Genomic DNA, 13516 nt, shown 5'->3' on the forward strand with positions numbered 1-13516 from the left:
TCAGGGCTTCCAGCGCAGGAAATTGGAAATCAAGGCAAGGCCGAGCGTCTGGCTCTTTTCCGGGTGGAATTGCGCCCCCGCCATATTGTCGCGGCCGACGAAAGCCGTCATCGCGCCACCGTAATTGGTGGTGGCGATGACATCCGTCGAGTGCTTGGCGGCCAGATGATAGGAATGCACGAAATAGGCGTGCAACCCGTCCGCGCCGGTCTTGATGCCGTCGAACAGCGGGTGGGCGTGGCGGATTTCCAGTGTATTCCAGCCGATCTGCGGAATCTTGAGGCTCGGATCGGACGGCGTCATTTCAACGACATCGCCTTCGATCCAGCCAAGGCCCTTGCTGACAGTCTTTTCCAACCCGCGCGAGGACATAAGCTGCATGCCGACGCAGATACCAAGGAAGGGATGGGCCTTTTTTTCCACGGCTTCGATGAGTGCGTCATGCATGCCGGGAACGGCGTCGAGACCGGCGCGGCAATCCGCATAGGCTCCGACGCCCGGCAGAACGATGCGGTCCGCCGAGGCGACATGATCCGGCTTGTCGGTCAGGTCGATGGTTGCATTGATGCCGGCTTCACGGGCGGCACGCTCGAAAGCTTTGGTGGCCGAACGCAGGTTGCCCGAACCGTAGTCGATGATCGCGACACGCATGTCAGCGCCTTCCATTCAAGTCGAAAAGAAACGATCCGGCGGGATCGTTGACGAAGTTTTTGTCGCGGCTCTTTTGCGGCGAAGGGGTCCAGACCGGCTGGGACAGCCGTTCCGCCCTCTCGGTGTTTTCGGAGAGACCGGAGAAATATATGTCTTCGGCGCTCGAAAGATCAGGGGCGGAAACGACGGATTTCAGTGTCCAGCCTTTGCGGATCAGGTGCCGGACGAGAAAATCGCGTCCCTCCAGCGCCGTAATGAGCCCGATGGCGAAACCGCAGAGAATGCCAACCGGTTCGAATCCGGCTAATATCGAGACCTGCCCGGCCAGAAGGAGCGCGATCACAACCACCGCCGTTGCCAGCCACAGCCGGTTGATGGCGAGCCATAGCCAGGGCGCAATGAGAGCCAGCCAGACGAAACGGTCTGCAATGAAGCGGGTCGTCTTGTGGTCCCTGTCCGGCCCGTTGGGGGCTTCCAGAACGAGATAGCTTGTCATGGGCTTCCTGACAGCTTTGGCGTCAGGCCAGCATGCCCTTCGTGGAGGGAACGCGGCCTGCCTGCCGGGGGTCGATCTCGGTTGCCGTGCGAAGAACGCGGGCAACGGCCTTGAAGCATGTTTCGGCGATATGATGGTTGTTGGCGCCGTAATGGTTCAGGATATGCAATGTGATGCCGGCATTCTGCGCCAGCGCCTGGAAGAACTCGCGCACCAGTTCCGTGTCGAAGGTACCGATCTTCGGCGCGGAAAAATTGACGTTCCAGACGAGGAAAGGCCGGCCGGAAATATCGACGGCGGCTTTGGTCATCGTCTCGTCCATGGCAAGATCGAGCGAGGCATAACGGGTAATGCCGCGCCGGTCGCCCAACGCCCTGGCAATCGCCTGGCCGATGGCAATGCCCGTATCTTCCACCGTGTGATGGTCGTCGATATGCAGGTCGCCCTCTACCTCGATCTCCATGTCGATCAGCGAATGGCGGCTGAGCTGGTCCAGCATATGGTCGAAAAATCCCACGCCGGTGGAAATTTTCGATTTGCCGGTGCCGTCGATATCCACGCGCACCGAAATCGAGGTTTCGTTGGTCTTGCGGATAATCTCGCCTTTACGTTCTGCCATTTTGGCCGCTCCGTGAAAATGTTGCCGTTCCTTATCAGCACGGGACACAAATATCCAGTTGTTCCATCGTCTTGCCTGACATGCCGAAAACGGTGCGTCGCCTCGAAGATTGCAATCGTGAAAAGCAAACTTACATAGAACCCGAGAAGGGCCGCATCCCGGCCCGTTAACCGCAGGCCCGGCAGGGCAGACAGGTGTTTGATGACAACAATTATTACAGTCAGGAAGGGCGGCAAGGTCGTCATGGCTGGCGATGGTCAGGTAAGCCTTGGCCAGACGGTCATGAAGGGCAATGCCCGCAAGGTTCGCCGCATCGGCAAGGGTGAAGTGATTGCCGGTTTTGCCGGTGCAACGGCGGATGCTTTTACGCTACTCGACCGTCTTGAAAAGAAACTCGAGCAATATCCGGGCCAGCTCATGCGTGCAGCCGTGGAGCTTGCGAAAGACTGGCGCACGGATAAATATCTGCGCAATCTCGAAGCCATGATGCTGGTGGCCGATAAATCCACCACGCTCGCCATCACCGGCAATGGCGATGTGCTGGAGCCCGAGCACGGCGCGATCGCCATCGGTTCCGGCGGCAATTACGCCTTTGCGGCTGCCCGCGCCATGATGGATACGGACAAATCGGCTGAGGAGGTGGCGCGCCAGTCGCTCGATATCGCCGCCGATATCTGCGTTTATACCAATCACAATCTCGTCGTCGAAACGCTCGACGCCGAATAAGCCAGTTTCTCACCCAAGGGTCCTGTGGGCCGGGCCGGAATGGCCGGCCGGAACAGGAAAGCCGAGAGGATAGAATGACCACTTTTTCTCCCCGGGAAATCGTCTCGGAACTCGACCGCTTCATCATCGGCCAGCATGAGGCCAAACGTGCGGTCGCGATTGCGCTGCGTAACCGCTGGCGCCGCCAGCAGCTCGATGAGAGCCTGCGCGACGAAGTCATGCCGAAAAACATTCTCATGATCGGGCCAACCGGTGTCGGCAAAACGGAGATTTCCCGCCGCCTTGCCAAGCTGGCCGGTGCACCCTTCATCAAGGTCGAGGCGACCAAGTTCACCGAAGTCGGTTATGTCGGCCGCGATGTCGAGCAGATCATTCGCGATCTGGTCGAGATCGGCATCGGCCTCGTGCGTGAAAAGAAGCGCGCCGAAGTACAGGCCAAGGCGCATCAAAGCGCCGAAGAGCGGGTGCTCGATGCGCTGGTTGGCGCAACCGCATCGCCCGGCACGCGTGAAAGCTTCCGAAAGAAACTGCGCGACGGCGAACTGGACGACAAGGAAATCGATATCGAAGTGGCGGATAGCGGCTCGGGCATGCCCGGTTTCGAAATTCCCGGCATGCCGGGCGCCAATATCGGCGTTCTCAACCTGTCGGAAATGTTCGGCAAGGCCATGGGCGGACGTACCAAGAAAGTGCGCACCACGGTATCGAAATCCTATGCCGATCTTATCCGCGATGAATCCGACAAGCTGCTCGACAATGAAATGATCCAGCGCGAGGCGGTGAAATCGGTCGAAAATGACGGCATCGTCTTTCTCGATGAGATCGACAAGATCGCTGCCCGCGATGGCGGCATGGGTGCCGGCGTCTCGCGCGAAGGCGTGCAGCGCGATCTGCTGCCGCTTGTCGAAGGCACGACGGTTTCGACGAAATACGGGCCGGTGAAAACCGACCACGTCCTCTTCATCGCATCGGGCGCCTTCCATGTGGCGAAGCCTTCGGACCTCCTGCCCGAACTTCAGGGCCGCCTGCCGATCCGCGTCGAGCTGAAGCCGCTGACCAAGGAGGATTTCCGCCGCATCCTGACGGAGACGGAAGCAAGCCTCATCCGCCAGTATAAGGCGCTGATGGCGACGGAAGAACTCGACCTCGATTTCACCGATGATGCAATCGATGCTCTGGCCGATGTGGCGGTTCATCTCAATTCGTCGGTCGAGAATATCGGTGCGCGCCGTCTGCAGACGGTGATGGAGCGGGTTCTGGACGAGATTTCCTTCAATGCGCCGGATCGCGGCGGTTCCGCCGTCAAGATCGATCAGGAATATGTCCGCAAACATGTCGGCGATCTCGCCGCCGATACGGATTTGTCCCGCTATATTCTCTGAAAATTTCAGGGATATGAGAAAGAAGAGTGCGGCCATATTTGCCGCACTCTTTTATTTTATCCGCCTTGTCTCGCATTCAGCCCGCATTTTGTTTATGGGAAGGGCTGCATTCCGGTTGGAACCGCTTTAGTGGAATGATACGGTTTCCCAGCGTATTTCGCTGGCGGAAGCCGCAGGCTTGAGAAAAGGCATTCGCTCGTGCGCAAAACTCTTCTGGCATTTGCCGCTGCTTTGACGTTCACCGTCACCGCGTCTTCTTACGTCGAAGCCGCGACGGTCGTTCCACCGGGCAATCGCAATGCCGAACAGCCCGGCGTTCCCGGCGCTTCCGCAAAAAGAACAAAGGCGTCCAACACCTCTTTCGAGCGCAAGTACCAGAAGGTCATCGATCTTTTGTCCTCTGACAAGGCGCTGATCGCCAAGATCAAGTCGACTGCCGGGCGCTACGGCATCGATCCGATCCATATGATCGGCGCGATCGTCGGCGAACATACCTATAATGTCGACGCCTATGACCGGCTGCAGTCCTATTACGTCAAGGCGGCCTCTTATGCGGGCAACAGCTTCCGTTTCGGCTACAAGGACGAAACCATCGCGCAGTTTCTGACCCATTCGCAATTCGCCAAATGCCAGTCGAAGAGGGATTCCTACAGCCTCTGGAACTGTCGGGAAGATGTCTGGGAAGACAGTTTCCGCGGCAAGACGGTAGACGGTGTCGCCTACCCGAACAACCGTTTCAGCGCTGTGTTTTTCCAGCCCTTCTATGCCGGCCAGACCTTCGGCCTCGGCCAGATCAACCCGCTGACCGCGCTGATGTTGTCCGATATGGTGTCGAGAACTTCCGGCTATGAGAAGCTGGATGAGAACGACGCCACCGCCGTCTACACCGCCATCATGGACCCTGACCGGTCGCTTGCTTTCATGGCGGCTTCCATCCGCAAGTCTATCGACGACTATAGATCTATTGCCGACATGGATATTTCGAAAAATCCGGGTGTGACCTCCACGCTTTATAATGTCGGCGGGTCGCAGCAGCGTGCCGCTGCGCTTGCCCAGAAGAACCGCCAGCGCGCCGCAGGTGGGGAGCAGCCCCTGTTGCCGGAGGAAAATTATTACGGCTGGCTGGTGAATGACCGCATCAAGGATTTGCAGGCGCTTTTGTAGAAAAAGGCGACTATCGTTCGTATTGTTTCCAAAATGGAAATAATATTTGGCTGTCCGCCGCAATTGACGAGCGGCCGTCTCCGCGTCCAATCTGTGCCTTCAGAATAGAGGAGGCGCATGTGAGCCGCACGAATAAATTCGGTCTTTCCATCGATGACAGGCTTTATGCCTTTTTGACTGACGACGTCCTGCCCGGCACGGGTCTGGACAGCGAGGCGTTCTTCGAAGGTTTTTCGACCATTGTTCACGAGCTTTCTCCGAAGAACCGCGAATTGCTGGCAAAGCGTGACGCCCTGCAGGAAAAGCTGGATGGCTGGTATCGGCAGAATGGCGCGCCGGCGGATTTTGACGCCTATGAGGGCTTTCTGAAGGAAATCGGCTATCTGCTGCCGGAAGGTCCCGGCTTCCAGGTGGAAACCAGCAATGTCGACCCTGAAATCGCCGCCGTTGCCGGCCCGCAGCTCGTCGTTCCGGTCATGAATGCGCGTTATGCGCTGAATGCGGCCAATGCCCGCTGGGGTTCGCTTTACGATTCGCTTTACGGCACGGATGCTATTTCTGACGCCGACGGTGCGGAGAAGGGCAGGGGGTATAATCCGAAGCGCGGTGAAAAGGTCATTGCATGGGCGCGAAACTTCCTCGATGAATCCGCTCCACTGGAAACGGGAAGCTGGTCCGAGGTGACCGGTTTCAAGATCGAGAATGGCCTGTTGCAGCTTGCCATCGGCGACGCCAGGACTGGCCTCGAGGATGCAGCCCAGTTCAAGGGTTTCAGCGGCGAAGCGGCAAAGCCTGCAACGATCCTGCTCGGCAAGAATGGTTTGCACACCGAAATCGTCATCGATCCCACGACCGAAATCGGCAAGGGCGACAAGGCGGGAATCTCCGATGTCATTCTCGAATCCGCGCTCACGACCATCATGGATTGCGAAGATTCGGTTGCCGCCGTCGATGCCGAAGACAAGGTGCTGGTTTATGGCAACTGGCTTGGCCTGATGCGCGGCGACCTGACCGAAGAAGTATCCAAGGGCGGCAAGACCTTCATCCGCAGCCTCAACCCTGATCGCTATTACACGGCTCCCAATGGTGCCGCGCTGACCTTGCCGGGCCGGTCCCTGATGCTGGTGCGCAATGTCGGTCATCTGATGACCAATCCGGCGATCCTCGACAGGGATGGTCGGGAGGTTCCTGAAGGCATCATGGACGCCGTCGTCACGGCGTTGATCGCCCTTTACGATGTCGGTCCATCCGGGCGGCGTCAGAATTCCCGCGCCGGCTCCATGTATGTCGTCAAGCCGAAGATGCACGGGCCGGAGGAAGTGGCCTTCGCCAACGAAATCTTCAGCCGGGTCGAAGAGCTTGTCGGCATGGCGCCCAACACCATGAAGATGGGCATCATGGATGAGGAGCGCCGCACCACGGTCAACCTCAAGGAAAGCATTCGCGCTGCGAAGGATCGCGTCGTCTTCATCAATACGGGCTTCCTCGACCGCACCGGCGACGAAATCCACACCTCGATGGAGGCGGGTCCGATGATCCGCAAGGGCGACATGAAGCAGGCGGCATGGATTGCAGCTTACGAGAATTGGAACGTCGATATCGGCCTCGAATGCGGCCTTTCCGGCCATGCGCAGATCGGCAAGGGCATGTGGGCGATGCCGGATTTGATGGCGGCTATGCTGGAGCAGAAGATCGCGCATCCGAAGGCCGGTGCCAACACCGCGTGGGTGCCGTCGCCGACGGCGGCGACGCTGCATGCCACGCATTATCACAAGGTCGATGTCGCTGCCGTTCAGGAAGGTTTGAAAAGCCGCGGCCGTGCGAAGCTTTCCGATATTCTGTCGGTGCCGGTCGCGCCGCGTCCCAACTGGACGCCGGAAGAAATCCAGCGCGAACTCGACAACAACGCGCAGGGCATTCTCGGATACGTCGTGCGCTGGGTCGATCAGGGCGTTGGTTGCTCGAAGGTGCCGGATATCAACAATATCGGGCTGATGGAAGACCGCGCCACGCTGCGCATCTCCGCGCAACACATGGCGAACTGGTTGCGCCACGGCGTGGTGACGCAGGACCAGATCGTCGAAACCATGAAGCGCATGGCCGCCGTGGTCGATGCGCAGAATGCCGGCGATCCGGCCTATCTGCCGATGGCATCCGACTTCGACGGGTCGGTCGCATTTCAGGCGGCTGTCGAACTGGTGCTGAAGGGCCGTGAACAGCCGAACGGCTACACCGAGCCGGTTCTGCACCGCCGTCGTCTGGAGCTGAAGGCCAAACAGGCGGCCTGAAGCCGTCAGCCGTCCCGAGAAACAAAAAAGCCGCCGGGAAAATCCACGGCGGTTTTTTCTTGTCTGGTATGTGATCTTTACTGGATCACGATGACCTTGGTGCTGCGGCCGGGGCGAACGCGGCTGTAAAGGTCGATGACGTCCTGGTTGATCATGCGGATGCAGCCGGAAGAGGCGGCGGTGCCGATCGAGGCCCATTCGGGCGAACCATGGATGCGGAACAGCGTGTCCTGTCCCTTTTCATTGAAGAGATACATGGCGCGCGCGCCGAGCGGGTTGGTAAGACCCGGACCCATGCCAGCCTCGACATATTTGGCGACTTCCGGCTTACGGTCCGCCATTTCTTTCGGCGGATGCCACATCGGCCATTCCTGCTTCCAGGCGACATAGGCCTCACCGGCCCAGGCGAAACCTGCTTTGCCGACGCCGATGCCGTAGCGAACCGCGCGGTTGCCGGACAGGATGTAATAGAGGTAACGCTCACGCGTATTGACGATGATGGTACCGGCGCGTTCGGATGTCTGGAATTCGACGATCTGACGGCGGTACTTCTCATTCACACGATTGATAGGAATGGCCGGCAGCGCATAGCCCGCATCGGTCACAGGACCGTAGACATCGTTGAAGATCTGGACCGTTTCGACCTTCGCCGGAACGGGGTCAGCAACCGGTACGGACGCTGCGATCTTGCCGGAGGTCGGAGCGGAGGATTGGGAGGTAGTTTCGGCGCAGCCGGCCAGAGCCAGTGCTGCCGTCAGACCGAGTGCGGTCAATGGGGTACGGATGCGCATGTCGTTCTCGCGGAAAATTCGCCAAATTGTGCGAAAGAGTAGGCTTAATTGGATAAATCGGTTATTTTCCATTCAGCCGCTCTTGGCAAGCCGTTGCGCCGCCGCGAAACGGTCGGGCATTTAAAATTGCCGGTTGATTGCCTTTTTGCAACAATAGGCCAAACGCTTCAGCAGCCTTTATCCATGACTATTCTTTCCGTTACCAACAATAATCCGTTAATAGACGGTCGCCAGTCGGACAAAGCGATGCTGGTGCGCCGCGGCGTTCAGGTGCTTCTGCACGAAATGCGCCATTCGGTGCTGCCCGAACTGCCGCTTGCCAGCGGGCGACGGGCAGATCTCATCAGCCTGTCGGTCAAGGGTGAGATCTGGATCATAGAGATCAAATCCTCCATCGAGGATTTCCGTGTCGATCGCAAATGGCCGGAGTATCGCCTGCATTGCGACCGGCTGTTCTTCGCCACCCATCCTGAAGTGCCGACCGACATATTCCCGGAGGAATGCGGGCTGATCCTGTCGGATGGATATGGCGCCCATATGCTGCGCGATGCGCCGGAACATAAATTGCCGCCCGCAACCCGCAAGTCGGTGATGCTGGATTTCTCGCGAACCGCTGCGACCCGGCTGATGCTGGCGGAATGGACGACCGGGCGCAGCTTCGGAGAATGACTTCCGTTATTTGGGGGCGCGCTTGGCGAGAATGCGCTGCAGCGTTCGCCGGTGCATGTTCAGCCGGCGGGCGGTTTCCGAAACGTTGCGCTCGCACATTTCATAGACGCGCTGAATATGCTCCCACCGAACCCGGTCTGCCGACATCGGGTTTTCAGGAACTTCGGTCTTTTCGCCCTTGCGCTGCGTCAGCGCATTGAACACATCGTCCGCATCGGCGGGCTTGGCCAGATAGTCCAGCGCCCCAAGTTTCACGGCGGTAACGGCGGTTGCGATATTGCCGTAACCGGTCAGAACGACGATCTGCGTATCGTCCCGGTTCTGCCTGATGGCCTCGATGACTTCCAGACCGTTGCCATCCGCAAGCCTCAGATCGACAACCGCATATTTCGGCGGTGCAGCTTTGGAGCGGGCAATGCCGTCGCTGACCGTCTCCGCGGTGTCGACGGTAAAGCCGCGTGTTTCCATCGCCCGGGCAAGCCGGCGCAGAAACGGGCCGTCATCATCGACGATCAGCAGCGATCTGTCGGGTCCGATCGGGTCGACATCGTCCGTTGGCGCGCTGGTGGAGTTGTTCTGGTCTTCTGTCTTCATGTTTCCGGCCTTCCGGCAACTTCGTCGGCTTGGTTTTCTTCTTCTTATCGCCGCTTCAACGTGGATGGTAAAGTCAACGGCTTCTTTTATCGTCCATAAGCGCCCGAGGCCAGACGATTGTGACCCGCGCTCCGGTTCCGCTCGTGCCGCGATTTTCAAAGGTGACGGTGGCGCCGGAGCGCTCCAGCAGGGTCTTGGCGATGAAAAGCCCGAGCCCGAGCCCGCCCGCTCTTGTGTCATTGTGACGTTCGGTCACATAGGGCTCGCCGATACGGGCAAGCACGTCATGGGCATAACCCGGCCCATCGTCTTCAATGATGACGACGACGTTCTGCTGGTCGTAATCCACCGTCACGGTCACCTTTTCCCGCGCGTAGTCCACGCCGTTTTCAATGAGGTTGCCAAGACCGTAGATGATACCGGCATTGCGGATGCCGACCGGCTCGTCGGCGCGATTGTTCTTTTCAACGAGTTCGAGGCGGATGCCGAATTCCCGGTGCGGCGCCATCACCTCCTCGATCAGCGAGGAGAGCGGCAGGCGGCGCATGTGCTCCTCATTGTCGGCGGAAAGCGAGGTGAGGCGGCGCAGAATGTCACGGCATCTTTCGCTCTGGCTGCGCAGCAGGGCAATATCTTCGCCGAATTTTTCGTCGTTTCCGAGTTCCCGCTCCATCTCCTTCGCGACGACACTGATGGTCGCGAGCGGCGTGCCAAGCTCATGCGCCGCTGCCGCCGCGAGCCCATCCAGCTGCGAGAGATGTTTTTCCCGCTCCAGCACCAGCTCGGTTGCAGCCAGCGCGTCCGCCAGCTGGTTTGCCTCATGCGAAACGCGATAGGCGTAAAAGGCCGCAAAAGAGGTTGTGGCGATGATCGCGACCCAGGTGCCGACATGCAGCAGAAGCTGGATCGGCAAAACCTCGCCGGGATACCACGGAACCGGAAAGGGCGAAAAGGCGATCGCGGTCGAGCAGATGACGGCAAAGCCGAGGAGAATGAGCGAATGCCGCAGCGGCTGGGAGGCAAAGGCAATGATGACCTGCACGCAGATCAGCGGCGCGAAGGGATTGGAAAGTCCGCCGGTGATGTAGATCAGCGCCGTCAATTGCAGCAGGTCGAAGGCCAGCAGCAATGTCGCTTCCCAGGGCTCCAGACGATAGGTGGAGGGAAAGCGGGCAGTGAGAAACAGGTTGGCCAGCGCCAGTGCCGCGATCAGAAGACCGCAGGCCAGAAGCGGCAGGGGGAAATTGAGCCCGAAGGCGACAAGCAGGATCGTTGCCGTCTGTCCCGCAACCGCCAGCCAGCGCAGCCAGACAATGGTCTGCAGCCTTATCCTGCGGCTGGCGCGGCCGAGCCTCGTGGTTTCGATAGAATGGCCAGCCACCGTCATCTCCTTTGCCCTGTTCATCATCATCACGTCCCGCGCGGTTTTGCACGGCTGGTCGGCAGGGCCGATGCCGGGTCTTCCGGCCATGGATGGCGTGGATAACGCCCACGCATATCCGCCCGCACATCCTTCCAGGACCCCGACCAGAAACCGGGAAGATCGCGTGTCGTCTGTATCGGCCTGTGCGCCGGGGAGGTCAATTCCAGCAGCAGCGGCAACCGTCCCTGTGCAATGGACGGGTGGGCTCTCAGCCCGAAAAGTTCCTGCACGCGAATGGAAAGCGTCGGTTCGCTGGCGTCGTAACGGATGGGATGTCGCTGGCCCGTCGGCGCTTCGAAATGCGTCGGCGCCAACTTGGCGAGATCGCGCGCTACCTCATGCGGCACCAGAGACAGTATCCCTTCGGAGAGGCTGCCGGGCCGGATGTCCTGCAGGCTGCGCGCACCGTTCTGAAAAGGGACGAACCATTCGTCAAGCTTGGAAAGCAACGCCTCGTCGCTGACATCCGGCCAGGGTTCCCCGATACTGGCGTTCAGAAAGCCGATCCTGTCGCGTAACTGCAGCGTCTCTTTCGAAAAAGGAAGAATGCCGATGCCGAATTCCCGAACGCCATTGGCGAGCGCCTGTGCCGCCTGTTCGCCCTCGGGACGGGGCAGGGGTGTCTCATCGAGGATGATGGCGCCAAGCCGCGTCACCTTTCGCGCGCGCGCCTGGCCGCTCGCCTTGTCGAAAAGCAGCTGGTCCTGCTGAACGATGAGATGCGGCATCCGCTCTTCTATATCGGTCCTCTCTATGCCTGCCGCCGCAAGGATACGCGGCTGCGCCGCTCGCCCGGTAATATCGGCAACCACCAGCATTTTGCTCGCCGCCAACCGTTCTGTCTCGGCAAGCTCTGCGCCACGGCCATTGGCCATCACATAACGTCCCCGCGCGCCACGCTGGAGTGCGATCCTGTCCGGATAGGCATGCAGCAGCAGCGGGCCGGCCTCGCTCGGCAACTCGGCTGCCGCCGTCTTGTCGCCGATCGCGTCGAACAGCCTCGATGCCAGCTTGCGCGCCGCCTGCGCCCTTTCGCTTCTGTCGGAAAGAAAGCGCCGCAGCCGTTCATCGAGATCGATATCGTTTCCGCCGAGCCCCTGTTCTGTCAGCATGACGGCGAGCATCGCCGCCTTTTTCCCCGCGCCTTCGCTTGCCGCCGCAATCACCATGGCCGCCAGCCGTGGCGGCAATGAAAGGCCGCGCATCAGATGGCCGCGCTGCGTCAGCGCTCCGCCTTTGTCGAGCGCGCCCAGATTTTTGAGAAGCGCCACCGATTCTTTCAGTGCGGCTTCGGGGGGCATATCCAGAAAGGCAAGAGAAGAGGGATCCTGAACACCCCAATGGGCGAGATCGAGCGCAAGGCCGGCTAGATCGCTCGCCAGAATTTGCGGTGGCGTAAAGGCGTTGAGCGCCGCCGTCTGCCCCGAATGCCACAGGCGGATCGCAACACCGGGTTCTGTTCGCCCGGCGCGACCCGCCCGCTGGTCGGCGGAAGCGCGCGACACCCGCACTGTCTCCAGTCTCGTGATTCCAGTTGCCGGCTCGAAGACAGGTAGTCGCTGCAATCCGCTGTCGATCACCACACGCACGCCATCGATGGTAATCGAGGTCTCCGCGATTGAGGTGGCCAGCACGATCTTGCGCCGTCCGGCCGGCGCCGGCTTTATCGCTGCATCCTGCTCTTTCTGCGAAAGGTTTCCGTAAAGCGGGATGATATCCGTATCGTCGGGAAAACGTCCCTCCAGCCGCGCGGCCGTTCGGGTAATTTCCGCCTGTCCCGGTAGAAAGGCGAGGATGGAGCCGGTTTCCGACCCATGGGCCTCAGTGATCGCCTTGGTGACTTTCTCTTCAATCGGCACGCCCTGCCAACGATCCTCATAACGGACATCGATTGGAAACGTCCGCCCAAGGCTCTGAATGACCGGGGCGTCTGCCATGAGCGTGCTGATGCGTTCGACATCGAGAGTGGCGGACATGACGAGGATACGCAGATCATCTCGCAACCCACCCTGTACGTCGAGCGCAAGCGCCAGTCCGAAATCGCCGTCAAGCGAACGCCCGTGAAACTCGTCGAAAATCACCGTCGAAACGCCGGCAAGTTCAGGATCGTCTAGGACCATCCGGGCAAACACGCCTTCGGTCACCACTTCTATCCGGGTTTTCGAGGAGACGCGATTGTCGAGCCGCATACGATAGCCGACGCTTTGCCCGACATCCTCATGAAGCAGCTCGGCCATGCGCCCGGCTGCGGCTCGGGCGGCCAGCCGGCGGGGCTCGAGAAGAATGATCTTGCCGTCCCCCCGCCAGTCCTGCTGCAAAAGATGAAGCGGCACCAGTGTCGTTTTACCCGCGCCCGGTGGAGCAGAAAGAACTGCGCGCTTCGCCCCGGCCAGAGCCTCGGCGATATCGCCGAGAACGGCACTGACGGGAAGTTCGGGCAACTCGGTCTTTATAGGAACGGGCATTCTGGTCATGCAAACAGGCCTGCGGCATCTGGGGTGGTGTTTAAGCGTCTCATATGCCGTTTCTAATGCACGGCCCCGCACTTTGACAGCCGTATGTAAGGAGCAGGCAAATGCTCCGTCGTCAAAGTTGCGGTTCCTTGCTCGCTATTTACAGTCAGGACCGGAGGGTAGGGCATTGGGCGTGTGGCGAAGCGTCGGAAGATTCCGTCTTTTTCTCCGGTTCCCGTTAAGAACACGAAACTACCTAA

12 protein-coding genes are annotated in these 13516 nt (G+C 59.7%); 5 read left to right on the top strand and 7 right to left on the bottom strand.

What is annotated here, in order from left to right:
* The 3 genes from hisH to hisB are packed head-to-tail and all read right to left on the bottom strand — an operon-like array spanning position 1 to position 1766.
* The gene (gene hisH / locus L904_RS21895) at positions 1-651 is read right to left on the bottom strand and encodes an imidazole glycerol phosphate synthase subunit HisH (RefSeq protein WP_031233376.1); all 651 of its coding nucleotides are present in this window, start codon (positions 649-651) and stop codon (positions 1-3) included.
* Position 652: 1 nt separating this feature from the next.
* The gene (locus tag L904_RS21900) at positions 653-1147 is read right to left on the bottom strand and encodes a DUF2628 domain-containing protein (protein ID WP_020808719.1); all 495 of its coding nucleotides are present in this window, start codon (positions 1145-1147) and stop codon (positions 653-655) included.
* A gap of 22 nt (positions 1148-1169) precedes the next feature.
* Positions 1170-1766, bottom strand: coding sequence for an imidazoleglycerol-phosphate dehydratase HisB (gene hisB / locus L904_RS21905; RefSeq protein WP_020808720.1), 597 nt, complete (start codon positions 1764-1766; stop codon positions 1170-1172).
* 201 nt (positions 1767-1967) lie between these two features.
* Here hisB and hslV point away from each other — a divergent pair, with 201 nt between their 5' ends.
* From hslV to L904_RS21925, 4 genes are all read left to right on the top strand, one after another.
* Positions 1968-2492 carry an ATP-dependent protease subunit HslV gene (hslV, locus tag L904_RS21910; RefSeq protein ID WP_003521197.1) on the top strand — a complete coding sequence of 175 codons (525 nt, stop codon included), beginning with the start codon at positions 1968-1970 and terminating at the stop codon, positions 2490-2492.
* 74 nt (positions 2493-2566) lie between these two features.
* Positions 2567-3874, top strand: coding sequence for an ATP-dependent protease ATPase subunit HslU (gene hslU, locus L904_RS21915; RefSeq protein WP_003521199.1), 1308 nt, complete (start codon positions 2567-2569; stop codon positions 3872-3874).
* A 198-nt stretch (positions 3875-4072) separates the two neighbouring features.
* Entirely contained in the window at positions 4073-5038 is a 966-nt protein-coding gene (locus tag L904_RS21920; RefSeq protein WP_020808722.1) for a DUF1402 family protein, read from the top strand.
* A 119-nt stretch (positions 5039-5157) separates the two neighbouring features.
* Positions 5158-7326 carry a malate synthase G gene (locus L904_RS21925; protein ID WP_020808723.1) on the top strand — a complete coding sequence of 723 codons (2169 nt, stop codon included), beginning with the start codon at positions 5158-5160 and terminating at the stop codon, positions 7324-7326.
* Between the two features lie 77 nt (positions 7327-7403).
* Here L904_RS21925 and L904_RS21930 read toward each other — a convergent pair whose 3' ends face one another.
* A complete protein-coding gene (locus L904_RS21930; RefSeq protein ID WP_003521204.1) occupies positions 7404-8117 on the bottom strand; it encodes a L,D-transpeptidase in 714 nt (237 codons plus the stop codon).
* Between the two features lie 183 nt (positions 8118-8300).
* Between L904_RS21930 and L904_RS21935 the strand changes: the two genes are divergently transcribed.
* On the top strand, positions 8301-8786 hold the full coding sequence (locus tag L904_RS21935; RefSeq protein WP_004444350.1) for an MmcB family DNA repair protein: 486 nt from the start codon (positions 8301-8303) through the stop codon (positions 8784-8786).
* Between the two features lie 6 nt (positions 8787-8792).
* Here the strand turns inward: L904_RS21935 and L904_RS21940 are convergent, their stop codons facing one another.
* The 3 genes from L904_RS21940 to hrpB form a co-directional block, all read right to left on the bottom strand.
* A complete protein-coding gene (locus L904_RS21940; RefSeq protein ID WP_020808725.1) occupies positions 8793-9380 on the bottom strand; it encodes an ActR/PrrA/RegA family redox response regulator transcription factor in 588 nt (195 codons plus the stop codon).
* A 73-nt stretch (positions 9381-9453) separates the two neighbouring features.
* Positions 9454-10761: a two-component system sensor histidine kinase ActS gene (gene actS, locus L904_RS21945; RefSeq protein ID WP_080657439.1), complete on the bottom strand. Its 1308-nt coding sequence runs from the start codon at positions 10759-10761 to the stop codon at positions 9454-9456.
* A gap of 29 nt (positions 10762-10790) precedes the next feature.
* The gene (hrpB, locus tag L904_RS21950) at positions 10791-13277 is read right to left on the bottom strand and encodes an ATP-dependent helicase HrpB (RefSeq protein ID WP_020808727.1); all 2487 of its coding nucleotides are present in this window, start codon (positions 13275-13277) and stop codon (positions 10791-10793) included.
* Positions 13278-13516 lie beyond the last annotated feature (239 nt).

The sequence above is a fragment of the Agrobacterium sp. LY4 genome, from assembly GCF_001526585.1.
Taxonomy (GTDB): Bacteria; Pseudomonadota; Alphaproteobacteria; order Rhizobiales; family Rhizobiaceae; genus Agrobacterium; species Agrobacterium leguminum.

Bases quoted from the DNA above. Each gene is read 5' to 3' on its own strand.
- L904_RS21940 (WP_020808725.1), bottom strand. From the start codon at position 9,380: ATGAAGACAGAAGACCAGAACAACTCCACCAGCGCGCCAACGGACGAT.
- hrpB (WP_020808727.1), bottom strand. From the start codon at position 13,277: ATGACCAGAATGCCCGTTCCTATAAAGACCGAGTTGCCCGAACTTCCC.
- L904_RS21935 (WP_004444350.1), top strand. From the start codon at position 8,301: ATGACTATTCTTTCCGTTACCAACAATAATCCGTTAATAGACGGTCGC.
- hisH (WP_031233376.1), bottom strand. From the start codon at position 651: ATGCGTGTCGCGATCATCGACTACGGTTCGGGCAACCTGCGTTCGGCC.
- hisB (WP_020808720.1), bottom strand. From the start codon at position 1,766: ATGGCAGAACGTAAAGGCGAGATTATCCGCAAGACCAACGAAACCTCG.
- L904_RS21930 (WP_003521204.1), bottom strand. From the start codon at position 8,117: ATGCGCATCCGTACCCCATTGACCGCACTCGGTCTGACGGCAGCACTG.
- L904_RS21900 (WP_020808719.1), bottom strand. From the start codon at position 1,147: ATGACAAGCTATCTCGTTCTGGAAGCCCCCAACGGGCCGGACAGGGAC.
- hslV (WP_003521197.1), top strand. From the start codon at position 1,968: ATGACAACAATTATTACAGTCAGGAAGGGCGGCAAGGTCGTCATGGCT.
- hslU (WP_003521199.1), top strand. From the start codon at position 2,567: ATGACCACTTTTTCTCCCCGGGAAATCGTCTCGGAACTCGACCGCTTC.